The following is a 25,773-nucleotide window of genomic DNA, read 5'->3' as shown; positions in this document are numbered from 1 at the left end:
GGGACTCCTGTCAGCAGCGGACTATTCTCCGTGCGGTGCCGTGACTTGTCGAGAATTCGTAACAAGCCGCCGCGTGGCTCTGTCGGATTTCTTGCCGCCGACATACTATGCGCGCCATGCAAATATCCTCTGAGCACCCGCTGCTGCTGCGCATTGTCGACGACCTGGCCGATCACGGCTGGTCGCAGCAGAACATTTTCCTGCCCGCCGGTTTGACCGGCGAGCTGGCGGCCGAGTGCCGTAAACGGGAAGCCGAGGGCGAGCTCGCGCCGGCGGCGGTCGGTCGTGGGCCGTTTTCAGAGATTCGCGAGGGTATTCGCGGCGACCATATCCAATGGATCGATCCGGGGCAGGCTGAGGCCAGTGACCGTTATCTGAACCTGATGGACAGCCTGCGCGAGGCGCTCAACCGTGGCTTGTTCATGGGGCTAGAAGACTTCGAGTGCCATTTCGCCCTGTATCCGCCGGGAGCGTTTTATCGCAGGCACGTCGACCGCTTTCGCGACGATGACCGGCGCATGGTCTCGGTGGTGGTTTACCTCAATGATGCCTGGCTGCCGGAGGATGGCGGTCAGCTACGCATGTATCTGGGCGATGATCGCGTTCACGATGTGCAGCCTACCGGTGGTTGTCTGGTGGTCTTCCTCTCCGGCGAAGTGCCGCATGAAGTGCTGCCGGCCCATCGCGAGCGCCTGTCGCTGACCGGCTGGTTCCGTCGTCGTGGCAACGAGCCTTTCTGACATGCAAAAGATTCTGGTCAGCCGCTGCCTGTTGGGCCACCGCGTACGTTACGACGGCGGGGCCAGCGGGCCGTTTGATCTGCTGGAACAGTGGATCGCCGAAGGACGGGTGGTGCCGTTGTGCCCTGAAGTGGCCGGTGGCTTGCCGACGCCGCGGGCGGCGGCGGAGATTCCGGGCGGGCAGGGCGGTGAGGTGCTCGATGGTGTTGCTGCGGTGATGACCACTGAAGGCGAGGATGTCAGTGCGCAGTTTCTGGATGGCGCGCGGCAGGCGCTGGAACTGGTGCAAAAGCACGGAATACGGGTGGCGGTGCTGAAGGCCAACAGCCCTTCGTGTGGGAATCTGCTGACGTATGACGGGACTTTCAGTGGGGTGAAGGTCCGTGGTGAGGGTGTTACTGCTGCTCTACTGAAACGCCATGGCGTTCAGGTGTTCAGTGAGCTTGAATTGCCGCGAGCAGCGCTGGCTCTGACCCTGCTCGATTAAAATTCCAGCGCAAACCCCATGTAGGAGCTGCCGAAGGCTGCGATCTTTTGATCTTGATCCCTTGAAAGCAAGATCAAAAGATCGCAGCCTTCGGCAGCTCCTACAGGTTTTGTGTTCACCTGGCTTCGGTGAACCACTTCTCGGACAACGCCGCCAATCGCCCATCTGCCTTGATCCGTTGCAATGCACTCTCAAGGCTGGCGCGAAATGCCGGATTACCCTTCTGGAACGGTATCGCCAATTCCACTGGCGCACTCACTGCAGGCTTCGCTTCGGTCAACGCCTGCACCAGCACCATCGGCCGCGGCTGCTCATCCTTCTTCGCCAGTAACTGTGAATCGATCTGGCTGTACGGCTCGCTGAAGTCGAAACGATCCTTGAGTTCAGGTGTCAGTGCTATGTGATTGAGCGCGACGTCGTACTTGCCGCTTTCAACGCCCTGGAGCAGATCGCCGGCGTCGGTGACGATGAAGTCGGCGCGCACATCCAGCTCCCTGGCCAGCAATTGCCCAAGCTCGACTTCAAACCCCGCGAGTGTGTCGCCTTCCTTGAAATTGAACGGCGGTGTATTAGCCTCAAGGGCTATGCGTAACTCGCCACGGTCGTTGACGTCATCAATCAATTCGGCATGAGCCAGCGGGCTCAGAAGGGGTATCAGGCAGATCAGGCCAGGCAAAAGGCGCATGGTCACTCCTTTGAAATCATTATTGCGATGCTCTGATTCAGGCTCGCTTTGCTATGGTTGTCGAGTGCCTTCGACAACGAATGGTCATGAAGTTGTCATGACCGTGCGGATTTTACGGAAAAACTGGAGAAGAAAATGAAAAGCTTTATGTCACGTGCTGCGTTGGCGGGTGTGCTGATGGGTGTTTCGGTGCTTGCCAGTGCGGCGACGCCGGCCCCGAAAGGTGCCGAGGTGTTCATCGTTTCTCCCGAAGACGGGGCGACTGTTTCCCAGGAATTCAAGGTCAAGTTCGGCACCAAGGATGTCGCGCTGGCGCCAGCCGGGGATGTCACCAAGAACACCGGTCACCATCACCTGCTGATCGACGTCGACAAGCTGCCGGCGGCTGGCGCGCCTATCCCGACCGATGCCCACCACATGCATTTCGGCAAGGCGCAGACCGAAGCCACCATCAAGCTGGCTCCTGGCAAGCACACCTTGCAACTGATTCTTGGCGACAGCGGCCATATGCCGTTTGACCCGACAATCGTTTCCGAAAAAATCACCGTCAACGTTAAGTAACGTTTCGACGCGTATGAAAAAGGGAGCCCGAAGGCTCCCTTTTTTGTGGCTTGACGCTTAATCAGAACAACACACGGCTACGGATGGTGCCGTTGACGTGTTGCAGCTTCTCTTGCGCCAGCTCCGAGTACTCGGCGTCGACGTCGATCACTACATAGCCGACCTTTTCGTTGGTCTGCAGGAACTGACCGGAGATGTTGATGCCGTTTTCGGCAAAAACCTTGTTGATCTCCATCATCACACCCGGAATGTTCTCGTGGATGTGCAGCAGGCGGTGCTTGCCAGGGTGAGCCGGCAGGGCCACTTCCGGGAAGTTCACCGACGAAACGGACGTACCGTTGTCGCTGTACTTGACCAGTTTTTCCGCCACTTCCAGACCGATGTTGGCTTGCGCTTCGGCGGTCGAGCCACCGATGTGCGGGGTCAGGATCACGTTGTCGAGGCCACGCAGCGGGCTTTCGAACTCTTCGTCGTTGGAGCGTGGCTCCACCGGGAATACGTCGATGGCCGCGCCGATCAGGTGCTTGTCCTTGATCGCGTCCGCCAGGGCGTCCAGCTCGACCACGGTACCGCGTGCAGCGTTGATCAGGATGCCGCCCTTCTTGATGGCGCGGATTTCCTTCTCGCCGATCATCCACTGGGTCGCAGCGGTTTCCGGAACGTGCAGGGTGACGATGTCGGACATGCCCAGCAGCTCGTGCAGGTTGTTGACCTGCGTCGCGTTGCCCAGCGGCAGCTTGGTCACGGTGTCATAGAAGTACACCTGCATGCCCAGGCCTTCGGCCAGAACCGACAGTTGGGTACCGATCGAGCCGTAGCCGACGATGCCCAGCTTCTTGCCACGGATCTCGAAGGAGTTGGCCGCGCTCTTGATCCAGCCGCCACGGTGGCAGGACGCGTTTTTCTCAGGGATGCCGCGCAGCAGCAGGATGGCTTCGGCCAGTACCAGCTCGGCAACGGAACGCGTGTTGGAGTACGGCGCGTTGAACACGGCGATACCGCGCTCGCGGGCAGCACTCAGGTCAACCTGGTTGGTGCCGATGCAGAAACAGCCGACAGCCACCAGCTTCTTCGCGTGATCGAAGATCTCTTCGGTCAGTTGGGTGCGAGAACGAATGCCGATGAAGTGAGCGTCAGCGATCTTTTCCTTGAGCTGGGCTTCCGGCAAGGAACCTGTCAGGTATTCGATGCTGGTGTAGCCCGCCGCCTTGAGGACGTCGACAGCCGATTGGTGGACGCCTTCGAGAAGAAGGAACTTGATCTTGCTCTTATCGAGAGAAGTCTTGCTCATCTGCGTAAACCTGTATCCCGGAGAAAAATGGCAGGGAGGGAGCAGCCTGGAGCTGACCCGCACGGCAAGAAAGCCGTCGCCGCAGAACAGGCGTTTGGGCACTGGCCTGCGGGGTCGGTATGCTAGCATAGCCACCCCGCTAAACACTCATTCCTGCGACGTGAAGCGTTCTCAGGATGACCATGAATTGTTCGAGAGTTCTGTCGATGACCAATCCTGCCCTGATTGATGAACTGAAGACCCTGGTCGAGCCTGGGAAGGTCCTGACCGATGCCGACTCCCTGAACACGTATGGCAAGGATTGGACCAAGCACTTCGCCCCGGCGCCCAGCGCCATCGTGTTTCCCAAGACCATCGAGCAGGTGCAGGCCGTTGTCCGTTGGGCCAACGCGCACAAGGTCGCGCTGGTGCCTTCGGGCGGACGCACCGGGCTGTCCGCCGCTGCGGTGGCGGCCAATGGCGAAGTGGTCGTGTCCTTCGATTACATGAACCAGATTCTCGACGTGAACCTCACTGACCGTACCGCTGTTTGTCAGCCGGGCGTGGTCACCGAGCATTTGCAGAACGTTGCCGAAGAAAAAGGCCTGTACTACCCGGTGGACTTCGCTTCGGCCGGTTCCAGCCAGATTGGCGGCAACATCGGCACCAATGCCGGCGGGATCAAAGTCATTCGTTACGGCATGACGCGCAATTGGGTCGCGGGCATGAAAGTCGTCACCGGCAAGGGCGACGTGCTGGAGCTGAACAAGGACCTGATCAAGAACGCCACCGGTTATGACTTGCGTCAGCTATTTATCGGCGCTGAAGGCACTCTCGGTTTTGTGGTTGAAGCGACCATGCGCCTGGATCGCGCGCCGAAAAACCTCACCGCGATGGTGCTGGGTACCGCTGATTTCGATTCGATCATGCCGGTGCTTCACGCCTTTCAGGGCAAGCTCGACCTCACCGCTTTCGAGTTCTTCTCCGACAAGGCTCTGGCCAAAGTCATGGGCCGTGGCGATGTTCCGGCACCGTTCGAAACCGATTGCCCGTTCTACGCCCTGCTGGAATTTGAAGCGACCACTGAAGAAGTGGCCAACAGCGCGCTGGAAACCTTCGAGCATTGCGTTGAACAGGGTTGGGTGCTGGATGGCGTGATGAGCCAGAGCGAAACCCAGTTGCAGAACCTGTGGAAGCTGCGCGAGTACATTTCCGAGACCATCTCGCACTGGACGCCGTACAAGAACGACATCTCGGTCACCGTCTCGAAAGTCCCGGCATTTCTCAAGGAAATCGACGCCATTGTCGGCGAACATTATCCGGATTTCGAAATCGTCTGGTTCGGCCACATCGGCGATGGCAACCTGCACCTGAACATCCTCAAGCCGGAAAACCTGAGCAAGGACGAATTCTTCGCCAAGTGCGCCACCGTCAACAAGTGGGTGTTCGAAACCGTCGAGAAGTACAACGGTTCGATTTCCGCCGAGCACGGTGTGGGCATGACCAAGCGCGATTACTTGACCTACAGCCGCTCGCCGGTTGAGATCGAGTACATGAAAGCGGTCAAAGCGGTGTTCGACCCGAACGGCATCATGAACCCGGGCAAGATCTTCGCGGTTTGATCTGTAATTCTTGATGAATCAATGAAGGCAGGAGTCGGTAAATGAGCTATCAGCACCAGTACGTCGACGGCACGCGCATTCACTTTCCGATCGGGAAAGTCGTGTGCATTGGCCGTAATTACGCCGAACACGCCAAGGAACTGGACAACCCGGTGCCTACCGAGCCGTTGCTGTTCATCAAGCCCGGCAGTTGCGTGGTGCCGCTGGAGGGTGGTTTCAGCATTCCGACCGAACGTGGCTCGGTGCACTACGAAGCGGAAATCGCCGTGTTGATCGGCAAGCCGCTGTCGACCAAACCCAGTCGTGAAGAAGTGCTGGATGCGATCTCCGGTTTCGCCCCGGCGCTGGATCTGACCCTGCGCGACAAGCAGGCCGAGCTCAAAGCCAAGGGCCTGCCGTGGGAAATCGCCAAGTCGTTCGACGGCGCGGCAGTGCTTGCGCCGTTTGTGGTTGGCAGCACATTCGCTGACCTGACCGACATCGGCATCCGCCTGACCATCAACGGTGAAGTGCGTCAGGACGGCAACAGCAGCGCGATGCTCAACCCGATCGTGCCGATGATCCAGTACATGGCCGGCTGCTTCTCGCTACAGGCCGGTGATGTGATCCTGACCGGTACACCGGCGGGCGTCGGCCCGCTGAATGTCGGCGATGACATCGTGCTGGAACTGGTCGGCGCCAACAGCTTCAGCAGCAGCGTGCGCTAACCCGCCATTTCCTGATGGTGTGAGCTTTTGTGGCGGTGGGATTTATCTGTGGCGAGGGGATTTATCCCCGATGGACTGCGCAGCAGGCCCAGGCTTTTTGGGGCCGCTTCGCAGCCCGTCGGGGATAAATCCCCTCGCCACAAGAGCAAGTCCCAGCATTCATCGATGTGATCGCTTCTGCAAACGTGCAGGTCAATCCCGCCATTTGCCGTTTTTTTCACATCCTGTCTGGATAATTTCCGCAATTCTGGCGTCTTAGCCGGCCTCTTTATGCTATTACCCATAGCCTGAATTTTCGGAAAGCGTCCCTTGATGTCATCTCAAACTCAGCTAAAACCCCCACGCCGGTCACGTTTCGCCATGCGCTGGTATTCCTGGTTGCTGCTGGCGATTGCCGCCGCGTACGGCTTGGCGTTTGCCATGCATTGGGATGACCGGGGTTTGCTGTGGGTGCTGGAACGCTTTGAAAGCCCGGCCGAGCAAAAGGAAAGCATCTGGCTGCCGGACTACCGGGTGGTGATCGACGCCAAGTCATTGCCAGGCATGGAGAAGGACGAAGCATCGGACCTCGCCTACAACCCGCAGACCAAAACGCTGTTTTCGGTGATGGGCAAGAATCCGTTCCTCGTCGAGCTGAGCCTGCAAGGCGAGGTGCTGCGCAAGATGCCGCTGGTGGGCTGGAGCAATCCGGAAGGCCTGACCGTCATGGAAAACGGCCTGATGGCGATCGTCGATGAGCGCCAGCACATGCTGTCGATCGTCAAGGTCGAGAGCGACACCCGTGAACTGAACATCGCCAATTTCCCCAAGTATGACCTCGGCCCGTCGAAGGACCAGAACAAGGCCTTCGAAGCAATCACCTGGGACCCGCGCACCCAGCAACTGCTGCTGGGTGAAGAACGACCACCGAAGCTTTTCACCTGGAAAAGCGATGGCGGTCAGTCCCTGAAGGGCGACAAGCAGAAGCTGGCCAGCGATGAACTGGATATCCGCAATCTCTCCGCGTTGGCCACCGATCCGCGCACTGGCCACCTGCTGGTGCTGTCCGCCGATTCGCACCTGTTGCTGGAACTGGACGAGAAGGGCGAGCAAGTCAGCTTCATGACCCTGCTCGGCGGTTTCAACGGCTTGAAGAACACCATTCCCCGCGCCGAAGGCGTGACCATGGACGAGGCGGGCACGCTGTACATGGTCAGCGAGCCGAACCTGTTCTATCGCTTCGAAAAGCAGAGGTAGTGCCTCTGTGTAGGAACTGCCGAAGGCTGCGATCTTTTGATCTTGCTGTTTATAAGATCAAAAGATCGCAGCCTTCGGCAGCTCCTACAGGGTTCACTTGTCGTCGAAGGCAAGTGGCCATTAAGCTTCAGTTCAGTCAGGCGTGATATTTCATCCGCCTGCCTTGAATCCGAGCCCGCCCGAATGCGTCGACTTGCCCGCCCCAAACCGCTATTGCTCATCCTTTCGGTGATCGCCCTGATCGCGCTGCTCGCGATCGGCCAATACATGCGCCTGTTCGAACGCGCCTGGTTCAATCTGCACACGTTATGGCAGCCGCTGAGCAGTGAATCCATTGCGTTGGACCAGTATCGAGTCGAGATTGAGGCGCGGGTCATTGATGGGCTGGACGACGATGTGTCGGCGCTGACCTTCGATCCGGTGCGCGACAGCCTGTTCACGGTGACCAACAAAAATTCCGAACTGATTGAGCTGTCGCTGGAGGGCAAGATCCTGCGGCGCATCGCGCTGATCGGCTTCGGCGACGCGGAGGCGGTCGAGTTCATCAGTGCCGATACCTACGTGATCACCGATGAGCGTGAGCAGCGGCTGATCAAGATTCATCTGGAGCAAGACACCACCTTCCTCGACGCCGCGGACGCCGAACAGATGACCCTCGGTGTGCACATGGCTGGCAACAAGGGGTTTGAAGGTCTGGCGTACGACTCGGTGGGCAAGCGCCTGTTCGTCGCCAAGGAACGCGACCCGATGCTGATCTATGAAGTACACGGCTTTCCGCACTTCAATCCGGAAAAATCCTACGCGGTGCACGTGATCAACAACCCCAAACGCGATGCCGGGATGTTCGTGCGCGATCTGTCGAGCCTGCAATACGACGAGCGCAGCGGGCATCTACTGGCGCTGTCGGATGAGTCGCGGCTGATTCTGGAGCTGGATGTAAACGGGCGCCCGCTCAGTACCATGTCGCTGAGCAAGGGCCGGCAAGGCTTGCAGAAAACCGTGCCGCAGGCGGAAGGCATTGCAATGGATGATGACGGGACGTTGTATCTGGTGAGTGAGCCGAACTTGTTTTACGTGTTCAAAAAGCCCACACAACCCTGACCAACACCGCAAAACCATTGTAGGAGTGAGCCTGCTCGCGATAGCGGTGTGTCAGTCGACATTAATATCAACTGATCCACCGCTATCGCGAGCAGGCTCACTCCTACAAGGTATTTGATCGGCCCACAAATTGTGCGCAGCCGGGCTTACTCAGCCTTCAGCGTCTTCACGCCTTCACTCGTCCCCAGCAACAACAAATCCGCCGGACGCGCTGCGAACAGACCGTTGGTGACCACGCCGACAATCGCGTTGATCTGCGCTTCCAGCTCCACCGGGTTGGTGATCTGCAGGTTGAACACGTCGAGGATGATGTTGCCGTTGTCGGTCAACACGCCTTCGCGGTACACCGGGTCGCCGCCCAGTTTCACCAGTTGACGAGCGACGTGGCTGCGGGCCATCTGGATCACTTCGACCGGCAGCGGAAACTCGCCCAGCACCGGCACCAGTTTGCTGGCGTCGGCGATGCAGATGAAGGTCTTGGCCACGGCCGCTACAATTTTCTCGCGGGTCAGGGCCGCGCCACCGCCCTTGATCAGGTTCAGGTGTGCGTCGCTTTCGTCGGCGCCGTCGACGTAGAACTCCAGGTCGCTGACCGTGTTCAGCTCATACACCGGAATCCCGTGGCCCTTCAGGCGTGCGGCGGTGGCTTCGGAGCTGGCGACTGCGCCATCGAACGCGCCCTTGTGCTTTGCCAGCGCGTCGATGAAGCAGTTGGCGGTGGAGCCGGTGCCGACACCGACGATGCTTTTGTCGTCGAGTTTCGCAAGGATGAAGTCGACGGCGGCCTGCGCCACTGCCTGTTTGAGTTGATCCTGGGTCATGCGGGCTCCGGAAGCGGGCAAGGGGAGAACGGAAAGGCCGGCATTATAGCCCCATGCCAGGCTAAAACCTCCTGTGGCGAGGGGATTTATCCCCGTTCGGCGGCGCAGCCGTCGTAAAACCTGAGAGCGCGGTATCTCTGAAAGAATGCCGGGGAGCGCTTCGCACTCCAACGGGGATAAATCCCCTCGCCACAATGGTGCTCACTCAAGAATGGATTTCCAGACCTTAAAACCACCTGTTTAGTGTGGTCGCCCGCCCGAAAGCCGGGTTAGACTCCGTGGTCCCGCCCAACCCGCTCAGTGATGCTTTCCGATGCTCGAACAGTACGTCAAAAAGATCCTCACCTCGCGCGTTTATGACGTTGCCGTAGAAACCCCGCTGCAGAATGCTCGCCAGCTCTCCGAGCGGCTGGGCAATGACATTTGGCTCAAGCGCGAAGACTTGCAGCCGGTGTTCTCCTTCAAGATTCGCGGCGCCTACAACAAGTTGACCCAATTGACCGACGAAGAGCGCGCCCGTGGCGTGGTCACCGCGTCGGCGGGCAACCATGCGCAAGGTCTGGCCCTGGCGGCTAAAGTGCTGGGCGTGAAAGCCACCATCGTCATGCCCAAGACCACCCCGGAAATCAAGGTCGAAGGCGTGCGTTCGCGAGGCGGCAAAGTGGTGCTGCACGGTGATTCGTTCCCGGAAGCCCTGGCCTACTCGCTGAAACTGGTCGACGAAAAAGGCTACGTCTACATCCATCCGTACGACGATCCGCACACCATTGCCGGGCAGGGCACTGTGGCGATGGAGATTCTGCGCCAGCACCCGCAACCGCTGGACGCGATTTTCGTCCCGGTCGGTGGCGGCGGGTTGATCGCCGGTATCGCTGCTTACGTGAAATACCTGCGCCCGGACATCAAGGTCATCGGCGTCGAGCCGGACGATTCCAACTGCCTGCAAGCGGCGATGGCCGCCGGTGAGCGCGTCGTGCTGCCAACCGTGGGCATTTTCGCCGACGGCGTGGCGGTGGCACAGATTGGTCAGCACACCTTCGATATCTGCAAAGATTATGTCGATGAAGTGATCACCGTGAGCACCGACGAAATCTGTGCGGCGATCAAGGATATCTACGACGATACCCGCTCGATCACCGAACCTGCCGGCGCCTTGGGTGTGGCCGGGATCAAGAAGTATGTCGAACAGCGCGGCGTCAGCGGCAAGACCTTCGTCGCCATCGACTCGGGTGCCAACGTCAACTTCGACCGCCTGCGCCACGTCGCCGAGCGTGCCGAACTGGGCGAGGGCCGCGAAGCGATCATCGCCGTGACCATCCCCGAGAAGGCCGGCAGCTTCAAGGCGTTTTGCGAGGCCATCGGCAAGCGCCAGATCACCGAATTCAACTACCGATACAACACCGGCAGCGAAGCGCACATCTTCGTTGGCGTGCAGACCCACCCGGAGAACGACCCGCGCAGTGCATTGCTGGCGAGCCTGACCGAGCAGGGTTTCCCGGTGCTGGACCTGACCGACAACGAACTGGCCAAGTTGCACATCCGCCATATGGTCGGCGGGCGCGCGGCGCACGTGGTTGATGAAGTGGTGCTGCGCTTCGAGTTCCCGGAACGCCCGGGTGCGCTGTTCAACTTCCTCAACAAGCTCGGCGGGCGCTGGAATATCTCGATGTTCCACTACCGCAACCACGGCGCGGCGGACGGTCGTGTGGTCGCGGGCCTGCAAGTACCCCACGATGAACGTCATCTGGTGCCGGCGGCGCTGGCGGAAATCGGCTACCCGTACTGGGACGAGAGCGACAACCCGGCCTATCAGCTGTTTCTTGGCTGAACGGCTACGCTGATGGGCATGACCCAAGGAAGAGAAATACATGGAAACCCTGACAACCCTGAAAGTCCTTCACGTCGCGGCGACCGTGGTCATACTCGCGAGCGGGCTGGGGCTTGCCGCTCTGACCTGGCGTAATCGCAGCGAAGGGCCGGCCAGCACGATGCAGCGTCCCTGGCTGTTTATCTGGTGTTTGATGCTGATCGGTATGCTGAGCATGCCTTTCACCGGCTGGTGGCTGGTGCATCTGATCGGCTGGCCGCTGGGGCAGTTCTGGATTCTGGGGTCCAGCGTGATCTATGCCGTGGCGACGTTCAGTGCGGTCTGGCTGCTCGTTCGGCTTAATCGGCTGTGGACAACCGGAGTGGGCAACCGCAAATTCAACCTGGCGCTGGCGATTGTGAGCGGCATCGGATTTCTCGCCATTGCGGCGTTGATGGGGGCCAAGCCGGTTTAAGGCTTGAGATCGCGTTACCCCAATCGCTGGCAAGCCAGCTCCCACAGGGATTTTCGGTGAACACAGATTATGTGGACGACCGAGAAACCTGTGGGAGCTGGCTTGCCAGCGATGGCGTCATCAGTCGCGCAGACTCATTACCGGCCAGCCGCGTTTTTCGGCTTCAGCGCGCAAATTCGGATCCGGATCCACCGCCACCGGATTCGCCACCTGCTCCAGCAGCGGCAGATCATTCATCGAATCGCTGTAGAAGTAGCTGTCTTGCAACGAATACCCGGTCTCTTCCAGCCAACGATTCAGGCGCGTTACCTTGCCTTCACGGAAGCACGGAACGTCGGTGCTGCGCCCGGTGTAGCGGCCATCAATCATTTCGCATTCGGTGGCGATCAGGGTTTCAACACCCAAACGCGCAGCGATCGGCGCGGTGACGAAGCGGTTGGTCGCCGTGATGATCACCAGTTTGTCGCCGGCGTCGCGGTGCTTTTTCAGCAGTTCCAGCGCCTTGGGCAGCACGATCGGCTCGATGCAGTCGCGCATGTAGTCGCTGTGCCATTGATCGAGCACGGCCATGTCGGTGCGGCCGAGGATCTCCAGGCAGAAGTTCAGATACGCGGCGTTATCCAGCGTGCCGGCCAGGTAATCCTGATAGAACTCGTCGTTGCGCGTCTTGTACGCAATCGGGTCGAGGAAGCCGCGCTCGCACAGATAGTCGCCCCAGGCGTGATCGCTGTCGCCGCCCAGAAGGGTGTTGTCCAAATCGAATAGAGCCAGGCGCATTGCAGTTACCCGCTGATAAGTCTGTAAAAAGGCGACAAGAATACGGTCTTTTCACAAGAGTGCACATAAGGTAGGAAGCTTCGTTGCCGCCTTATGAACCTTTGTGGAACAATGCGGCGACATGCGTTTGCGAGGTTGTGCCCGTGATCGACCCCGATGGTTTCCGCCCCAATGTCGGGATCATTCTGACGAATGACGCCGGCCAGGTGCTATGGGCTCGCCGTATCAATCAAGATGCCTGGCAGTTTCCGCAAGGGGGAATCAACCCTGAGGAGACGCCGGAAGACGCCTTGTACCGCGAGCTGAACGAAGAAGTTGGCCTGGAACGTGAAGATGTTGAAATACTGGCCTGTACCCGAGGCTGGTTGCGCTATCGTTTGCCGCAACGTCTGGTGCGTACCCACAGCCAACCGCTGTGCATCGGCCAGAAACAGAAATGGTTTCTCCTGCGCCTGATCTCCAACGAGCAGCGGGTGCGGATGGATTTGACCGGTAAACCGGAGTTCGATGGCTGGCGTTGGGTCAGCTATTGGTATCCGTTGGGCCAGGTGGTGACATTCAAGCGCGAGGTGTATCGCCGCGCCCTCAAAGAGCTTGCCCCGCGCCTTTTAGCGCGCGACTGACGACGGAGTTCGACCCCGAGCCATGCTCAATACGCTGCGCAAGATCGTCCAGGAAGTTAACTCCGCCAAGGATCTCAAGGCGGCGTTGGGGATTATTGTGTTGCGCGTCAAAGAGGCCATGGGCAGCCAGGTCTGCTCGGTCTACCTGCTTGATCCCGAGACCAACCGCTTCGTCCTGATGGCCACCGAGGGCTTGAACAAGCGCTCGATCGGCAAGGTCAGCATGGCACCCAACGAAGGTCTGGTCGGTCTGGTCGGCACGCGTGAAGAACCCCTGAACCTCGAAAACGCCGCGGATCACCCGCGCTATCGCTACTTCGCCGAAACCGGCGAGGAGCGTTATGCCTCGTTCCTCGGTGCACCGATCATTCACCACCGCCGCGTCGTCGGCGTGTTGGTTATCCAGCAGAAAGAGCGTCGTCAGTTCGACGAAGGTGAAGAAGCCTTCCTCGTGACCATGAGCGCGCAGCTCGCAGGCGTTATCGCCCACGCCGAGGCCACCGGTTCGATCCGGGGGCTGGGTCGTCAGGGCAAGGGTATTCAGGAAGCCAAGTTCGTCGGCGTGCCGGGCTCGCCGGGTGCAGCGGTCGGTACCGCGGTGGTCATGCTGCCGCCTGCCGACCTGGACGTGGTGCCGGACAAGACCATCACCGACATCAACGCCGAACTTGGCTTGTTCAAGACTGCCATCGAAGGCGTGCGCGCCGACATGCGCGCCCTGTCCGCCAAACTGGCGACCCAATTGCGCCCGGAAGAGCGCGCGCTGTTCGACGTCTACCTGATGATGCTCGACGATGCCTCGCTGGGCAGCGAAATCACCACGGTGATCAAGACCGGCCAGTGGGCCCAGGGCGCACTGCGCCAAGTGGTCACCGAACACGTCAACCGTTTTGAACTGATGGACGACGCCTACCTGCGCGAGCGGGCGTCGGACGTCAAGGACCTCGGTCGCCGCCTGCTCGCCTACTTGCAGGAAGAGCGCCAGCAGAATCTGGTCTACCCGGAAAAAACCATTCTGGTCAGCGAAGAGCTGACCCCGGCGATGCTCGGCGAAGTGCCGGAAGGCACGCTGGTCGGTCTGGTTTCGGTACTCGGTTCGGGTAACTCCCACGTCGCGATCCTGGCCCGGGCCATGGGCATTCCGACGGTGATGGGTCTGGTCGACCTGCCGTACGCCAAGGTCGACGGTATCGAATTGATCGTCGACGGCACCCGCGGCGAGGTCTACACCAACCCCAGCGAAGTGCTGCGCAAGCAGTTCGCCGAGGTGGTGGAAGAAGAGAAACAACTGGCGCTGGGTCTCGACACCCTGCGCGACCTGCCCTGCGTGACCCTCGATGGTCACCGCATGCCGCTGTGGGTCAACACCGGCCTGCTGGCGGACGTGGCGCGGGCGCAGAAGCGCGGCGCCGAAGGTGTCGGTCTGTACCGCACCGAAGTGCCGTTCATGATCAACCAGCGCTTCCCGAGCGAAAAAGAACAACTGGCGATCTACCGTGAGCAGCTCGCCGCGTTCCACCCGCAACCGGTGACCATGCGCAGCCTCGACATCGGCGGTGACAAGTCGCTGTCGTACTTCCCGATCAAGGAAGACAACCCGTTCCTCGGCTGGCGCGGCATTCGCGTCACCCTCGACCACCCGGAAATCTTCCTGGTGCAGACTCGCGCGATGCTCAAGGCCAGCGAAGGCCTGAACAACCTGCGCATTCTGCTGCCGATGATCTCCGGCACCCACGAACTCGAAGAAGCCCTGCACCTGATCCACCGGGCCTGGGGCGAAGTGCGCGACGAAGGCACCGACGTGCCGATGCCGCCGATTGGCGTGATGATCGAGATTCCGGCAGCGGTGTACCAGACCAAGGAGCTGGCGCGGCAGGTGGACTTCCTGTCGGTCGGCTCCAACGACCTGACCCAGTACCTGCTGGCAGTCGACCGCAACAACCCGCGCGTCGCCGACCTCTACGACTACCTGCACCCGGCCGTGCTGCAAGCCTTGCAGAACGTGGTGCGTGACGCCCATGCCGAAGGCAAACCGGTCAGTATCTGCGGCGAGATGGCCGGTGATCCGGCAGCGGCGGTGCTGTTGATGGCGATGGGTTTCGACAGCCTGTCGATGAACGCCACCAACTTGCCGAAGGTGAAGTGGATGCTGCGTCAGGTGAACATGAGCAAGGCCAAGGAATTGCTGGCCGAGCTGATGACCATCGACAACCCGCAAGTTATCCACAGCTCGCTGCAACTGGCGCTGAAGAATCTCGGTTTGTCGAAGATGAATCCGCCGGCGGTCAACAAAGCCCTCTAAAAGGCCAATGGCCTCATCGCTGGCAAGCCAGCTCCCACAGGGATCTTCAGTGAACACGACATCTGTGAACACCCAAGAAACCTGTGGGAGCTGGCTTGCCAGCGATGGCGTCAGTCCAGACGCCGCCTAAATCAAAATCTCCACCTCGCCCAGATGCCCGCCATACGGCCCAAAACTGCGCTCAACCATCCGCCGCGTCCCATCCGCCTGCACAATCAGCGCCGTACTCGCCCGCGTCCCGTAACTCTGGCTGGCAATAAACACGCTCGACAGCAGTGATTCAGTCGCAAGTCCCACGCCGGTATCCGGCAACTCAACAAAGGGCGCCGTCTGCGCATCGCTCAACAACGCCAGCAACCGCGCAGGCGTCGGATCATCCAGCACCGCGTTCAACGCTGCCTTGGCCTTGAGCAACTTCGGCCACGGCGTATCCAGCCCGGCATTGGATAACCCGTAGACCCCGGACTCCAGCATCACCGGCTCGGACATCCGCGCATTGAAGTGCCACAGTTCATGGTTGTTGCCCAGCAGCAGGTTGAAACCTGCGTAGTCCGGCGAACGGTCGACCACGTCAGCCAGATAATCCTCCAGCGACTGATCCCCCGTGAGAAACCCGGCCACCAGCTCGCCCCGCGATTTACGCGCCGGTGGCTGATGCGGGTCACGAATATTGGTCAATGCGGCAAAGCGCCCATTGGCACCGATCCCCAGCCAGGTGCCCCCCGCCTCGAGATCACGCCCGGCATGCACGTGCGGCGCCTGCGGCCATTGCGCCAGCGGCAGGCTCGGGCGGGCGTAGAACTCGTCACGGTTGGCTGCGACGATCAACGGTTGAGCGTGGTCCGGGCGCCAGGCAAAAACGATCAGGCACATAAGGTGGTCCTTGTGTGTTTTTTGCTCACTCTACGCATCCGGCGTCCGTGCATCCATCGCAAGTGGAGCAGAAGGGTATGCATCCGTTACCATGCCGCTCCGGTTTTGCGGATGCGTCAGGGAGACGGTCATGGAATTTCTGCTTTATCTGGCGCTGGGCGCCTGTGCGGGCGTGTTGGCCGGGCTGTTCGGGGTTGGCGGCGGGATCATCATTGTCCCGGTGCTGGTGTTCAGTTTCACCTTGCAGGGCTTTGATCAGTCGATCCTCACGCATCTGGCGGTCGGTACTTCGCTGGCGACGATCATCTTCACCTCGGTCAACGCCGTGCGTGAGCATCATCGACGAGGTGCGGTGCAGTGGCCGATTTTTGTCTGGATGGCGGTCGGGATCCTGATCGGTGCTGGTTTGGGCGCCGTGACTGCCGAAGCCATTTCCGGTCCGAACCTGCAGAAAATCATTGGCGTGTTTGCCTTGGTGATCGCGGTGCAACTTGCGCTGGACGTCAAACCCAAGGCCAGCCGCACGGTGCCAGGCAAAGTCGTGCTGGCAGCGGCCGGTAGCGTGATTGGCTGGGCTTCGGCGATTTTCGGCGTCGGTGGCGGCTCGCTGACCGTGCCTTTTTTGACCTGGCGCAGCGTACCGATGCAACAAGCGGTCGCCACGTCGTCGGCCTGCGGGCTGCCGATTGCGCTGGTCAGCGCTTTAAGTTTCATGATTTTGGGGTGGCACGATGCGCGGTTGCCGGCCCATAGTCTCGGCTTTATCTATTTGCCGGCGCTGCTGGGCATTGCCCTGACCAGCATGGTCTTCGCGCGTTTCGGCGCGCGGCTGGCCCATCGGTTGTCGGCGAAGTTGCTGAAAAGACTGTTCGCCGCTTTGCTGTTCTGCGTGGGATTAAGCTTTCTGCTTTGACCGCGTGGCAATCCTGGCTTAATCCTGAGGTGGCAGCGTCGCCCGGGAATTCTGCTTTCAACTCTAACGAGGAGTCGCAATGCTGCCTTACCCGCAGATCGACCCGGTGGCCCTGGCCATCGGTCCGCTGAAAATCCACTGGTACGGTCTGATGTACCTCGTCGGCATCGGCGGTGCGTGGCTGCTGGCATCGCGCCGGCTTAACCGTTTCGACCCGACCTGGTCCAAAGAGAAGCTCTCCGATCTTATCTTCTGGCTGTCGATGGGCGTGATTGTCGGCGGGCGACTGGGCTATGTGCTGTTCTACGATCTGAGCGCCTACATCGCCAACCCGACGCTGATTTTCGAAGTGTGGAAGGGCGGTATGTCGTTCCATGGTGGGTTCATCGGCGTGATGCTGGCAGCGTTGTGGTTCGGCAAGCGTAACGGCAAGTCGTTCTTCCAGTTGATGGACTTCGTCGCGCCAATGGTGCCGATCGGTCTGGGCGCCGGGCGCATCGGCAACTTCATCAACGCCGAGTTGTGGGGCAAGGCGACCGACGTGCCGTGGGCCATGGTCTTCCCGCCGTTCAGTGATCCGGCGCAACTGCCGCGTCACCCGTCGCAGTTGTATCAATTCGCGCTCGAAGGCGTGGCGCTGTTCGCCATTCTCTGGTTTTACTCGCGCAAGCCACGGCCGACCATGGCCATCTCCGGCATGTTCGCGCTGTTTTATGGCATCTTCCGTTTCATCGTCGAATTCGTCCGCGTGCCGGACGCGCAACTCGGTTATTTGGCCTGGAACTGGCTGACCATGGGCCAGGTGCTGTGCGTACCGATGATCGTCGGCGGGTTGTTCCTGATCTGGCTGGCCTATCGTCGCGCGCCGGCAGCACCACTCGCGCCGACGGCTTAAACTACGAACCCCGGCGCGCGACGCCGGGGCTCAAAGGACACAGGTAACTCATGAAGCAATATCTCGAACTGGTCTCGCACGTCATTCAGAACGGCACCAAGCAGGCCAACCGTACCGGCATCAACACCATCAGTTTTCCGGGTGCGATGCTGCGTTTCGATCTGCAGGAAGGTTTCCCGGCGATCACCACGCGCAAGATGGCCTTCAAATCGGCCATCGGCGAAATGTGCGGGTTTCTGCGTGGCGTGAACAACGCCGCTGAATTCCGCGCGTTGGGCTGCAAGGTCTGGGATCAGAACGCCAACGAAAACGCGCAGTGGCTGGCCAACCCGTTCCGTCAGGGCGACGACGACCTCGGCGAAATCTACGGCGTGCAATGGCGCAAATGGCCCGCGTACAAGCAGATCCCGCTGAGCAACACCGCCGCCATCGAACAAACCTTGAGCAACGGCTACAAGCAAATCGCTCAGGGCGAAGAAGACGGCCAGGCCTACGTGGTGCTGTACAAAGCCATCGATCAGGTGCGCCAGTGCGTCGATACGATCATCAACGATCCGGGCAGTCGCCGCATTCTGTTCCACGGCTGGAACGTTGCTCAGCTTGATGAAATGGCCTTGCCGCCGTGCCATCTGCTGTACCAGTTCCACCCGAATGTCGAGACCAAAGAGATTTCTCTGACCCTCTACATCCGCTCCAACGATCTGGGTCTGGGCACGCCGTTCAACCTGACCGAGGGAGCCGCGCTGCTGAGCCTGATCGGGCGCCTCACCGGTTACACGCCGCGCTGGTTCACCTATTTCATCGGTGATGCGCACGTCTACGAGAACCACCTCGACATGCTCAACGAACAGCTCAAGCGCGAGCCGTTCGCCATGCCGAAGCTGAAAATCTCGGATCGCGTGCCGGAGTTTGCCAAGACCGGTGTGTATCAGCCGGAATGGCTGGAACTGGTGGAGCCGAGCGATTTCTCGCTGGAAGGTTATGAACACCACGCGCCGATGACTGCGCCAATGGCGGTCTGAAGGTCTGCCATTAAACCTGTGGGAGCTGGCTTGCCAGCGATTGCGGCGGCACATTTAACATTAATGTGGCTGACAGACCGCTATCGCTGGCAAGCCAGCTCCCACAGGGATATTCGGTGTTTTCAATGGCCGTGGCTACGGCCCACATGGGAATGCTCGACTTCCGTCGCAACAACCCCGCCACTCACTTCCAGTCGCTGCAAAATCCCGCATTGATCGGCCATCGGCCCTTCGCCACAGCGTTGGCGCAGGTCGAGCAGTTGCGTCTGTAACGCCAACAATCCATCAATTCGCGCCTTCACGTGCTGGATGTGTTCGTCGATCAGTGCATTGACGCTTTCGCATTGATCCTGCGGGCTGTCGCGTAACGTCAGCAGGCTGCGGATTTCTTCGAGGGTCATGTCGAGGGTGCGGCAGTTGCGGATGAAGGTCAGGCGTTCGGCGTGGGCCTGGGTGTAGACGCGGTAGTTGCCGTCGCTGCGGGCCGGCTCCGGCAGCAGGCTTTCACGTTCGTAGTAGCGGATGGTTTCCACGGCGCAATCGGTCAGTTTGGCCAGTTCTCCGATCTTCATGACGGCAATCTCCAAAAGGGTGCTTGACCCTATAGTGGCTACAGGGTCTTTACTTGGCAACAGGCACCTTCATGGACGCGACCCGATGAGCGATTCCCAGCACACCCACAAGCCCGGCGACGGGCACGATCACAGTCATAAGCTGCAGCCTGTGCATAAACATGCCCATGGCGGCGATTCCTGCTGCGGGTCGAAAACGGCTGCGCCTGCACCGGTTCATTCGAGCGAAGACTCCTGCTGCTCGTCGAAAGCGGCGGCGCCTGCATTGGTGCAACTCAGCGAAAAGACCAGTGCCGACGCGCGGCTGAGCAGTTTCCGTATCGAGGCGATGGACTGCCCGACCGAGCAGACGCTGATCCAGAACAAACTCGGCAAACTCGCTGGCGTTGAGCAACTGGAATTCAACCTGATCAACCGCGTGCTCGGCGTGACCCACAATCTGCCGGACACCGCGCCGATCATCGACGCGATCAAATCCATCGGCATGCACGCCGAGCCGCTGGAGGCGGGCGTCGAAGCGCCGGCGCCGGCTCCGGTGAAAAAGCACTGGTGGCCGCTGGCTCTCTCGGGCGTTGGCGCATTGGCGGCTGAAGTCATCCACTTCACCAACGCCGCGCCGACCTGGGTGGTGGCGATTATCGCGCTGGTGTCGATCCTCAGCGGTGGCCTGACCACCTATAAAAAGGGCTGGATCGCCCTGAAAAACTTCAACCTCAACATCAATGCGCTGATGAGCATTGCCGTCACCGGCGCCATCCTTATCGGTCAGTGGCCGGAAGCGGCGATGGTGATGTTCCTGTTCACCGTGGCCGAGTTGATTGAGGCCCGCTCGCTGGATCGGGCGCGTAACGCGATCAGCGGCCTGATGCAGATGACCCCGGAACAGGCGACCGTGCAGCAGGCTGACGGCACCTGGCTCGAGCAGGAAGTGAAAAGCGTCGAACTCGGCGCCCGCGTGCGGGTTAAACCCGGTGAGCGTATTGCGCTGGACGGTGAAGTCGTCAGCGGCAACTCGACCATCGATCAGGCGCCGATCACTGGCGAGAGCCTGCCGGTGGAGAAAACCGTGGGCGACAAAGTCTTCGCCGGCACCATCAACCAGGCAGGTTCGCTGGAATACGCAGTGACCGCTGCGGCAAACAACTCGACCCTGGCGCGGATTATTCACGCCGTCGAGCAAGCCCAAGGTGCACGTGCACCGACTCAGCGCTTCGTCGATCAATTCTCGAAAATCTACACGCCAGTGGTGTTCGTATTTGCCTTGGCGGTCGCGATCATTCCGCCGCTGTTCATGGGCGCGGTGTGGTTCGACTGGATCTACCGCGCGCTGGTGTTGTTGGTGGTGGCGTGCCCATGTGCATTGGTAATTTCCACCCCGGTGACCATCGTCAGCGGCCTCGCGGCAGCGGCGCGCAAAGGCATTCTGGTCAAGGGCGGCGTGTACCTGGAGGGCGGTTTCAAGCTCGACTATCTGGCGCTGGATAAAACCGGGACGATCACCCATGGCAAACCGGTGCAGACCGATTACCTGTCCCTTGATCCGACGGCCGATGCCATGGCCCCCGCGATTGCCGCTGCGTTGGCCGGGCGCTCCGATCACCCGGTGTCGCTGGCCATCGCCAAAGCCGCTGTGGATAAAAACTTCGCCGCGCTGAATGTGGATAACTTCGAAGCGCTCGGCGGGCGGGGCGTGAAGGGCGATATCAACGGTCAGACCTATCACTTGGGCAACCATCGTCTGGTTGAAGAGCTGGGACTGTGCTCGCCGCAATTGGAAGAAAAGCTCTTCGCGCTGGAGAAACAGGGCAAGTCCGTGGTGCTGCTACTCGACAAGTCTGGCCCGCTGGCGCTGTTTGCCGTGGCCGACACCGTTAAGGAAACCAGCCGCGAGGCGATCCGTCAGTTGCATGCACTGGGCGTGAAAACCCTGATGCTGACTGGCGACAACGTCCACACCGCGCAGGCGATTGCGGCGCAGGTCGGCATTGATGAAGCGCGCGGTGATTTGCTGCCGACCGACAAACTGCAAGCCATCGAAGACCTGTACAAGCAGGGCCATCGCGTCGGCATGGTTGGCGACGGCATCAACGACGCCCCGGCGCTGGCCCGCGCCGAGATCGGTTTTGCCATGGCCGCTGCGGGTACCGACACCGCGATTGAAACCGCCGATGTCGCCCTGATGGACGACGATCTGCGCAAGATTCCGGCATTCATCAGCCTGTCGCGCAATACCGCCAGCATCCTGAAACAGAACATCGCGTTGGCTCTGGTGATCAAAGCGATCTTTCTTGGGGTAACCTTCGCCGGGCTCGCCACCATGTGGATGGCGGTGTTTGCCGACATGGGCGTGAGTCTGTTGGTGGTGTTCAATGGTTTGCGCCTGCTGCGCAAATAAACGATGAGGGATGGTTGTGCTGAGTGCCGAGCTGAAGGCGTTTTACATGGTGGCCCGCCTGGGCAGCATCACGCTGGCGGCGAAAAAGCTCGGCCTCAGCCAACCGACCGTGACCACGCAGATCCGCAATCTGGAAAGCCAGTATTCGGTGGAGCTGTTCTACCGTGGCGGTCGGCGTCTGAGCGTCAGCGACGAAGGCGCGCGGTTGCTGCCGATGGTCAAGACGCTGTTGCAGCAAGAGGCGGACATCGAGTTCTTCCTGCGCAACAGCGGTCAGGTGCAGGGCACGTTGCGTATCGCCGCCACTGCGCCGTATTACATACTCGATCTGGTGAAGACTTTTCGCGAGCGCCTGCCGCAGGTGGAAGTGTCGGTGGAAATCGGCAACTCGCAGCAAGTGCTCGAAGCGCTGGAGGATTACCGCGTGGATATCGCGGCGTCCTCGCAGTTGCTCGATGACGCGCGGCTGATTCGCCGGGTGCTCGGTACTGACCCGCTGGTATTGGCGGTGCATCGCAATCATCCGTTGGCGGTGCATGAGCATGTGGCGCTGAGCGCACTGGCCGGACATACCTTGCTGATGCGTGAGTCCGGCTCGACCACACGGCGGCTGACTGAAGAATTGCTGGCCGGTGCCGGGGTGAGTTTCGGGCCGTTGCTGGAGATTGGCAGTCGTGAGTCGATTCGCGAGGCGGTGCTGCGCAACATCGGCATCAGCATCATTGCCCGGCAGGAAGTACCGCATGACCCGCAGTTGCGCGTGCTGACCATCGAGAATGCGCCGCAGATTCCTGAGTACCTTTATTGCCTCAAGGAGCGCAAGGGCGCGCGGTTGCCGGCGGCGTTTCTCGGGTTGGCGCAAGAGATGTCCCCGGCCTGAAGATCAAAAGATCGCAGCCTTCGGCAGCTCCTACAGGGGGACGCATTCCAATGTAGGAGCTGCCGAAGGCTGCGATCTTTTGACTTTCAACCAAAATCCCCGAATACCACTATCGGCCGTTTTTGCCTCACTGCCACATGACGGACGCATTACAACCCTAGGATTGGCCTCATCTGCTTGATGAGGTCTGTCCATGAATCCTGCCATTGCAACTGCCCTGACCAACCCCGGTGCACCGATGAAAGTGCGCAGCGTGCAGAAGCGCTTCGGCGCGTTCACCGCGCTGGATAACGTCTCCCTCGACGTCGCCGCCGGTGAGCTAGTGTGCCTGCTCGGCCCCTCGGGCTGCGGCAAGACCACACTGCTGCGCTGCATCGCCGGTCTGGAGAAGCAGGACAGCGGCGAACTCTATCTCGGTGATCGCGACGTCTCGCACCTCGCCCCGCAAGCTCGCGACTACGGGATTCTGTTCCAGTCCTACGCGCTGTTCCCCAATCTGACCGTCGAAGCGAACATTGCCTACGGCCTCGCCGGCAGTGGTCGCGAGGAAGTACGCCGTCGCGTCGGTCAGATGCTGGAGCTGGTCGGCCTTATCGGCAGTGAGAAAAAGTACCCCGGCCAATTGTCCGGCGGTCAGCAACAGCGCGTTGCGCTCGCTCGAGCCTTGGCTCCGGCGCCGTCGTTGCTGCTGCTCGATGAACCGATGTCGGCCCTCGATGCCCGAGTCCGCGAGCATCTGTGCACCGAACTGCGCCAACTGCAACGCAACCTCGGCATCACCACCCTGATGGTCACCCACAATCAGGACGAAGCCATGCTGGTGGCGGATCGCATCGCGGTGATGAACAACGGCCGTGTCGAGCAATACGCCACCCCGCAGGAAATCTACAACCGCCCGGCCACGCCGTTCGTGGCCGAGTTTGTCGGTCAGGGCAACTGGCTGCCGTTTCAGCGCAGCAGCGAAAGCCACGCCCAGGTCGGCGGGATGAACCTGCGCCTGAGTGACGGCAGCGTCCAGCGTGCGTCGGGCCGTTTGTTCTGCCGCCCGGAAGCGATCAACGTCAATCCGCTGGTGCATGAGGAAAACCTCTTTCCGGCGAAAGTCCGTGAGATCACCTTCCTCGGCAACCGCTGCCGCATGAGTTTCGAACTCGATCAATTGCCGGGCCACGCACTGCTCGCCGAGCTGGCGCCGGAAGCCATGCCGCGCCTCGGCGCCCAGCAGATCATGGTCGCCTTGCCGCCGCGCAGCCTGCAGGTGTTTGCCTGATGAACAGCAACCTCGCGCTGCCGCTACCGCACAAGCAGGTGCGACAGTCCTCGAAAGCCGAGATCGGCGACCGCATTTTTGTCGTCGGCGGCAAAGTTCTGTTGCTGGTATTGCTCGGCGTTGCGGTGTTGCTGCCGTTGCTCGCGATCTTCTGGCGTGGTTTCAGCGGCGAGGCCGGGCAGGGCGGTGGTTGGGTCGCGGCGAAGGAATTGGTGACCAGCGAGAATTTCCACTGGCTGCTCGGCAATAGCCTGAAAGTTTCCCTCAGTGTTGCGGCCATCGTCGTACCGCTGGCCTACCTGTTTGCCTACGCACTGCAACGCACATTGATTCCGGCGAAGGGCATCTGGCGCGGGATTTCCCTGCTGCCGCTGATGGCGCCGTCGATGTTGCCGGGCATTGCGCTGGTTTATCTGTTCGGCAACCAAGGCATGTTGCGCGGGCTGCTCTCGGACAACATTTACGGGTTCTGGGGAATTGTGCTGGGTGAGGTGATTTACACCTTTCCCCATGCGCTGATGATTCTGCTCTCGGCATTGTCGCTGGCCGATGCGCGCTTGTTCGATGCCGCGTCGAGCATGGGCGCCAGTCCCGCCAAAGCCTTTCGCAGCATCACCTGGCCGGCGACGCGTCAGGCTGTGTTCGCCGCGTTCTGTCTGGTGTTCACTTTGACCATCACCGACTTCGGTGTGCCGGTGGTGGTGGGTGGTGACTATCAAGTGCTGGCGCTGGAAGCTTACAAAGCGGTAGTCGGCCAGCAGCAATTCGGTCGTGGCGCGTTGATCGGCATGGTGCTGTTGCTGCCGGCGCTGTTCAGCTTCGGGGTTGATGCCTGGCTGCGCCGCCGTCACGGCGACTCCATGAGCGGTCGCGCTCAGGTGTTCAAACCGGCACCGTCGAAACTGCGCGATAGCTGCTATCTGGCGATTGTCCTGTTGATCAGCGCGGCGTTGCTGCTGGTGTTCGGCATGGCGGTGTTCTCCTCGTTGGTGAAGTTCTGGCCGTACAACCTGTCGCTGTCGCTCAATCACTACCAGTTCAACGAGACGGCCGGCGGTGGCTGGCTGGCCTACAGCAACAGCTTGAAGATGGCGTTGGGCACGGCGCTGATCGGCAGCGTGCTGATCTTCACCGGCGCTTATCTGATGGAGAAGACCCGCACTCAGCGCGGCCTCAACCTGGCGTTGCGCATGCTGAGTTTCATCCCGATGGCGGTGCCGGGGCTGGTGCTCGGTCTGGGTTACGTCTTCTTTTTCAACCTGACCGGCAATCCACTGCACGTGCTCTACGGGACGATGACGCTGCTGATCGTCTGCACCATCGCTCACTATTTGACCACCGCACAAATGACCGCGACCACCGCGCTGCGCCAACTCGACGCCGAGTTCGAAGCCGCCGCGCTGTCGCTCAAGGCGCCGCTGTACCGGCATTACCTGCGCGTGACCGTGCCGATCTGCCTGCCGGCGTTGCTGGACATCGTGCGCTACCTGTTCGTCTCGGCGATGACCACCGTGTCCGCCGCGATCTTCCTCTACAGCCCCGACACCATCCTCGCAGCGGTGGCGGTGCTGAACATGGATGACGCCGGCAACGTCGGCGGCGCGGCGGCGATGTCGACCCTGATTCTGTTCACCTCGGCGGGCGTGTCCTTGCTGCTGGCGTGGGCTTCGCGCGGCTTGTTGCGCCGCTCCCAGGCCTGGCGGCAAACCGCGCCCGGTCACTGACTTACACCCTCAACT

Annotated in this window: 24 protein-coding genes; 18 read left to right on the top strand and 6 right to left on the bottom strand. The window is 60.4% G+C overall.

What is annotated here, in order from left to right; all coding sequences use genetic code 11:
- The first annotated feature begins 107 nt into the window (after nucleotides 1-107).
- Both ICA15_RS11875 and ICA15_RS11870 read left to right on the top strand, forming a co-directional pair.
- The gene (locus ICA15_RS11875; RefSeq protein WP_150602034.1) at nucleotides 108-740 is read left to right on the top strand and encodes a 2OG-Fe(II) oxygenase; all 633 of its coding nucleotides are present in this window, start codon (nucleotides 108-110) and stop codon (nucleotides 738-740) included.
- 1 nt (nucleotide 741) lies between these two features.
- On the top strand, nucleotides 742-1,227 hold the full coding sequence (locus tag ICA15_RS11870; protein ID WP_210553430.1) for a DUF523 domain-containing protein: 486 nt from the start codon (nucleotides 742-744) through the stop codon (nucleotides 1,225-1,227).
- Between the two features lie 115 nt (nucleotides 1,228-1,342).
- Here the strand turns inward: ICA15_RS11870 and ICA15_RS11865 are convergent, their stop codons facing one another.
- Nucleotides 1,343-1,912: a transporter substrate-binding domain-containing protein gene (locus ICA15_RS11865; RefSeq protein WP_210553431.1), complete on the bottom strand. Its 570-nt coding sequence runs from the start codon at nucleotides 1,910-1,912 to the stop codon at nucleotides 1,343-1,345.
- Nucleotides 1,913-2,047: 135 nt separating this feature from the next.
- Here ICA15_RS11865 and ICA15_RS11860 point away from each other — a divergent pair, with 135 nt between their 5' ends.
- Nucleotides 2,048-2,473, top strand: coding sequence for a DUF4399 domain-containing protein (locus tag ICA15_RS11860; protein WP_210553432.1), 426 nt, complete (start codon nucleotides 2,048-2,050; stop codon nucleotides 2,471-2,473).
- Nucleotides 2,474-2,534: 61 nt separating this feature from the next.
- Here ICA15_RS11860 and serA read toward each other — a convergent pair whose 3' ends face one another.
- The gene (serA, locus tag ICA15_RS11855) at nucleotides 2,535-3,764 is read right to left on the bottom strand and encodes a phosphoglycerate dehydrogenase (RefSeq protein WP_150602030.1); all 1,230 of its coding nucleotides are present in this window, start codon (nucleotides 3,762-3,764) and stop codon (nucleotides 2,535-2,537) included.
- A gap of 206 nt (nucleotides 3,765-3,970) precedes the next feature.
- Here serA and ICA15_RS11850 point away from each other — a divergent pair, with 206 nt between their 5' ends.
- The 4 genes from ICA15_RS11850 to ICA15_RS11835 all read left to right on the top strand — a co-directional run bounded on the left by ICA15_RS11850 (nucleotide 3,971) and on the right by ICA15_RS11835 (nucleotide 8,409).
- Nucleotides 3,971-5,365, top strand: a complete 1,395-nt coding sequence (locus tag ICA15_RS11850) for an FAD-binding oxidoreductase (RefSeq protein ID WP_150616787.1) — start codon at nucleotides 3,971-3,973, stop codon at nucleotides 5,363-5,365.
- A 41-nt stretch (nucleotides 5,366-5,406) separates the two neighbouring features.
- Entirely contained in the window at nucleotides 5,407-6,072 is a 666-nt protein-coding gene (locus ICA15_RS11845; RefSeq protein WP_150602028.1) for a fumarylacetoacetate hydrolase family protein, read from the top strand.
- A 312-nt stretch (nucleotides 6,073-6,384) separates the two neighbouring features.
- On the top strand, nucleotides 6,385-7,308 hold the full coding sequence (locus tag ICA15_RS11840; protein ID WP_210553433.1) for an SdiA-regulated domain-containing protein: 924 nt from the start codon (nucleotides 6,385-6,387) through the stop codon (nucleotides 7,306-7,308).
- A gap of 183 nt (nucleotides 7,309-7,491) precedes the next feature.
- The gene (locus ICA15_RS11835; protein ID WP_210553434.1) at nucleotides 7,492-8,409 is read left to right on the top strand and encodes an SdiA-regulated domain-containing protein; all 918 of its coding nucleotides are present in this window, start codon (nucleotides 7,492-7,494) and stop codon (nucleotides 8,407-8,409) included.
- Nucleotides 8,410-8,555: 146 nt separating this feature from the next.
- On the opposite strand, the gene rpiA is transcribed toward ICA15_RS11835, so the two are convergent.
- The gene (rpiA, locus tag ICA15_RS11830; protein WP_210553435.1) at nucleotides 8,556-9,230 is read right to left on the bottom strand and encodes a ribose-5-phosphate isomerase RpiA; all 675 of its coding nucleotides are present in this window, start codon (nucleotides 9,228-9,230) and stop codon (nucleotides 8,556-8,558) included.
- Between the two features lie 313 nt (nucleotides 9,231-9,543).
- On the opposite strand from rpiA, the gene ilvA reads away from it, so the two are divergent.
- Both ilvA and ICA15_RS11820 read left to right on the top strand, forming a co-directional pair.
- Complete coding sequence (gene ilvA / locus ICA15_RS11825; protein WP_150616783.1) at nucleotides 9,544-11,058, top strand: threonine ammonia-lyase, biosynthetic; 1,515 nt, start codon at nucleotides 9,544-9,546, stop codon at nucleotides 11,056-11,058.
- A 40-nt stretch (nucleotides 11,059-11,098) separates the two neighbouring features.
- On the top strand, nucleotides 11,099-11,512 hold the full coding sequence (locus ICA15_RS11820) for a DUF2269 family protein (RefSeq protein ID WP_150616782.1): 414 nt from the start codon (nucleotides 11,099-11,101) through the stop codon (nucleotides 11,510-11,512).
- Nucleotides 11,513-11,632: 120 nt separating this feature from the next.
- Here ICA15_RS11820 and ICA15_RS11815 read toward each other — a convergent pair whose 3' ends face one another.
- Nucleotides 11,633-12,289 carry an HAD family hydrolase gene (locus ICA15_RS11815; RefSeq protein WP_210553436.1) on the bottom strand — a complete coding sequence of 219 codons (657 nt, stop codon included), beginning with the start codon at nucleotides 12,287-12,289 and terminating at the stop codon, nucleotides 11,633-11,635.
- 143 nt (nucleotides 12,290-12,432) lie between these two features.
- Between ICA15_RS11815 and ICA15_RS11810 the strand changes: the two genes are divergently transcribed.
- Both ICA15_RS11810 and ptsP read left to right on the top strand, forming a co-directional pair.
- On the top strand, nucleotides 12,433-12,912 hold the full coding sequence (locus ICA15_RS11810; protein WP_003229203.1) for an RNA pyrophosphohydrolase: 480 nt from the start codon (nucleotides 12,433-12,435) through the stop codon (nucleotides 12,910-12,912).
- 22 nt (nucleotides 12,913-12,934) lie between these two features.
- Nucleotides 12,935-15,214: a phosphoenolpyruvate--protein phosphotransferase gene (gene ptsP, locus ICA15_RS11805; protein ID WP_150602022.1), complete on the top strand. Its 2,280-nt coding sequence runs from the start codon at nucleotides 12,935-12,937 to the stop codon at nucleotides 15,212-15,214.
- A 126-nt stretch (nucleotides 15,215-15,340) separates the two neighbouring features.
- Here ptsP and ICA15_RS11800 read toward each other — a convergent pair whose 3' ends face one another.
- Nucleotides 15,341-16,087: an NRDE family protein gene (locus tag ICA15_RS11800; protein ID WP_210553437.1), complete on the bottom strand. Its 747-nt coding sequence runs from the start codon at nucleotides 16,085-16,087 to the stop codon at nucleotides 15,341-15,343.
- Nucleotides 16,088-16,217: 130 nt separating this feature from the next.
- Between ICA15_RS11800 and ICA15_RS11795 the strand changes: the two genes are divergently transcribed.
- The 3 genes from ICA15_RS11795 to ICA15_RS11785 all read left to right on the top strand — a co-directional run bounded on the left by ICA15_RS11795 (nucleotide 16,218) and on the right by ICA15_RS11785 (nucleotide 18,917).
- Entirely contained in the window at nucleotides 16,218-17,000 is a 783-nt protein-coding gene (locus ICA15_RS11795) for a sulfite exporter TauE/SafE family protein (protein ID WP_150616779.1), read from the top strand.
- Nucleotides 17,001-17,079: 79 nt separating this feature from the next.
- Nucleotides 17,080-17,895, top strand: a complete 816-nt coding sequence (gene lgt / locus ICA15_RS11790; protein ID WP_210553438.1) for a prolipoprotein diacylglyceryl transferase — start codon at nucleotides 17,080-17,082, stop codon at nucleotides 17,893-17,895.
- 50 nt (nucleotides 17,896-17,945) lie between these two features.
- Nucleotides 17,946-18,917, top strand: a complete 972-nt coding sequence (locus tag ICA15_RS11785) for a thymidylate synthase (RefSeq protein WP_034153704.1) — start codon at nucleotides 17,946-17,948, stop codon at nucleotides 18,915-18,917.
- A 122-nt stretch (nucleotides 18,918-19,039) separates the two neighbouring features.
- Here ICA15_RS11785 and cadR read toward each other — a convergent pair whose 3' ends face one another.
- Nucleotides 19,040-19,489, bottom strand: a complete 450-nt coding sequence (cadR, locus tag ICA15_RS11780) for a Cd(II)/Pb(II)-responsive transcriptional regulator (protein WP_210553439.1) — start codon at nucleotides 19,487-19,489, stop codon at nucleotides 19,040-19,042.
- Between the two features lie 85 nt (nucleotides 19,490-19,574).
- Between cadR and ICA15_RS11775 the strand changes: the two genes are divergently transcribed.
- From ICA15_RS11775 to ICA15_RS11760, 4 genes are all read left to right on the top strand, one after another.
- Nucleotides 19,575-21,884 carry a heavy metal translocating P-type ATPase gene (locus ICA15_RS11775; protein WP_210553440.1) on the top strand — a complete coding sequence of 770 codons (2,310 nt, stop codon included), beginning with the start codon at nucleotides 19,575-19,577 and terminating at the stop codon, nucleotides 21,882-21,884.
- Nucleotides 21,885-21,900: 16 nt separating this feature from the next.
- Nucleotides 21,901-22,764, top strand: a complete 864-nt coding sequence (locus ICA15_RS11770; protein WP_150617037.1) for a LysR family transcriptional regulator — start codon at nucleotides 21,901-21,903, stop codon at nucleotides 22,762-22,764.
- 193 nt (nucleotides 22,765-22,957) lie between these two features.
- Nucleotides 22,958-24,034 carry a putative 2-aminoethylphosphonate ABC transporter ATP-binding protein gene (locus ICA15_RS11765; RefSeq protein WP_210553441.1) on the top strand — a complete coding sequence of 359 codons (1,077 nt, stop codon included), beginning with the start codon at nucleotides 22,958-22,960 and terminating at the stop codon, nucleotides 24,032-24,034.
- The gene (locus ICA15_RS11760) at nucleotides 24,034-25,758 is read left to right on the top strand and encodes a putative 2-aminoethylphosphonate ABC transporter permease subunit (RefSeq protein WP_210553442.1); all 1,725 of its coding nucleotides are present in this window, start codon (nucleotides 24,034-24,036) and stop codon (nucleotides 25,756-25,758) included. The genes ICA15_RS11765 and ICA15_RS11760 overlap by 1 nt, the downstream gene beginning before the upstream one ends.
- Nucleotides 25,759-25,773 lie beyond the last annotated feature (15 nt).

Origin of the sequence: Pseudomonas sp. P116 (genome assembly GCF_020149425.1) — a bacterium.
In the GTDB taxonomy this organism is placed as follows: domain Bacteria; phylum Pseudomonadota; class Gammaproteobacteria; order Pseudomonadales; family Pseudomonadaceae; genus Aquipseudomonas; species Aquipseudomonas anatoliensis.
This window is presented reverse-complemented; position numbering and strand designations above follow the sequence as displayed.

Bases quoted from the DNA above. Each gene is read 5' to 3' on its own strand.
- ICA15_RS11875 (WP_150602034.1), top strand. From the start codon at position 108: ATGCGCGCCATGCAAATATCCTCTGAGCACCCGCTGCTGCTGCGCATT.
- ICA15_RS11870 (WP_210553430.1), top strand. From the start codon at position 742: ATGCAAAAGATTCTGGTCAGCCGCTGCCTGTTGGGCCACCGCGTACGT.
- ICA15_RS11865 (WP_210553431.1), bottom strand. From the start codon at position 1,912: ATGCGCCTTTTGCCTGGCCTGATCTGCCTGATACCCCTTCTGAGCCCG.
- ICA15_RS11860 (WP_210553432.1), top strand. From the start codon at position 2,048: ATGAAAAGCTTTATGTCACGTGCTGCGTTGGCGGGTGTGCTGATGGGT.
- serA (WP_150602030.1), bottom strand. From the start codon at position 3,764: ATGAGCAAGACTTCTCTCGATAAGAGCAAGATCAAGTTCCTTCTTCTC.
- ICA15_RS11850 (WP_150616787.1), top strand. From the start codon at position 3,971: ATGACCAATCCTGCCCTGATTGATGAACTGAAGACCCTGGTCGAGCCT.
- ICA15_RS11845 (WP_150602028.1), top strand. From the start codon at position 5,407: ATGAGCTATCAGCACCAGTACGTCGACGGCACGCGCATTCACTTTCCG.
- ICA15_RS11840 (WP_210553433.1), top strand. From the start codon at position 6,385: ATGTCATCTCAAACTCAGCTAAAACCCCCACGCCGGTCACGTTTCGCC.
- ICA15_RS11835 (WP_210553434.1), top strand. From the start codon at position 7,492: ATGCGTCGACTTGCCCGCCCCAAACCGCTATTGCTCATCCTTTCGGTG.
- rpiA (WP_210553435.1), bottom strand. From the start codon at position 9,230: ATGACCCAGGATCAACTCAAACAGGCAGTGGCGCAGGCCGCCGTCGAC.
- ilvA (WP_150616783.1), top strand. From the start codon at position 9,544: ATGCTCGAACAGTACGTCAAAAAGATCCTCACCTCGCGCGTTTATGAC.
- ICA15_RS11820 (WP_150616782.1), top strand. From the start codon at position 11,099: ATGGAAACCCTGACAACCCTGAAAGTCCTTCACGTCGCGGCGACCGTG.
- ICA15_RS11815 (WP_210553436.1), bottom strand. From the start codon at position 12,289: ATGCGCCTGGCTCTATTCGATTTGGACAACACCCTTCTGGGCGGCGAC.
- ptsP (WP_150602022.1), top strand. From the start codon at position 12,935: ATGCTCAATACGCTGCGCAAGATCGTCCAGGAAGTTAACTCCGCCAAG.
- ICA15_RS11800 (WP_210553437.1), bottom strand. From the start codon at position 16,087: ATGTGCCTGATCGTTTTTGCCTGGCGCCCGGACCACGCTCAACCGTTG.
- ICA15_RS11795 (WP_150616779.1), top strand. From the start codon at position 16,218: ATGGAATTTCTGCTTTATCTGGCGCTGGGCGCCTGTGCGGGCGTGTTG.
- lgt (WP_210553438.1), top strand. From the start codon at position 17,080: ATGCTGCCTTACCCGCAGATCGACCCGGTGGCCCTGGCCATCGGTCCG.
- ICA15_RS11785 (WP_034153704.1), top strand. From the start codon at position 17,946: ATGAAGCAATATCTCGAACTGGTCTCGCACGTCATTCAGAACGGCACC.
- cadR (WP_210553439.1), bottom strand. From the start codon at position 19,489: ATGAAGATCGGAGAACTGGCCAAACTGACCGATTGCGCCGTGGAAACC.
- ICA15_RS11775 (WP_210553440.1), top strand. From the start codon at position 19,575: ATGAGCGATTCCCAGCACACCCACAAGCCCGGCGACGGGCACGATCAC.
- ICA15_RS11765 (WP_210553441.1), top strand. From the start codon at position 22,958: ATGAATCCTGCCATTGCAACTGCCCTGACCAACCCCGGTGCACCGATG.
- ICA15_RS11760 (WP_210553442.1), top strand. From the start codon at position 24,034: ATGAACAGCAACCTCGCGCTGCCGCTACCGCACAAGCAGGTGCGACAG.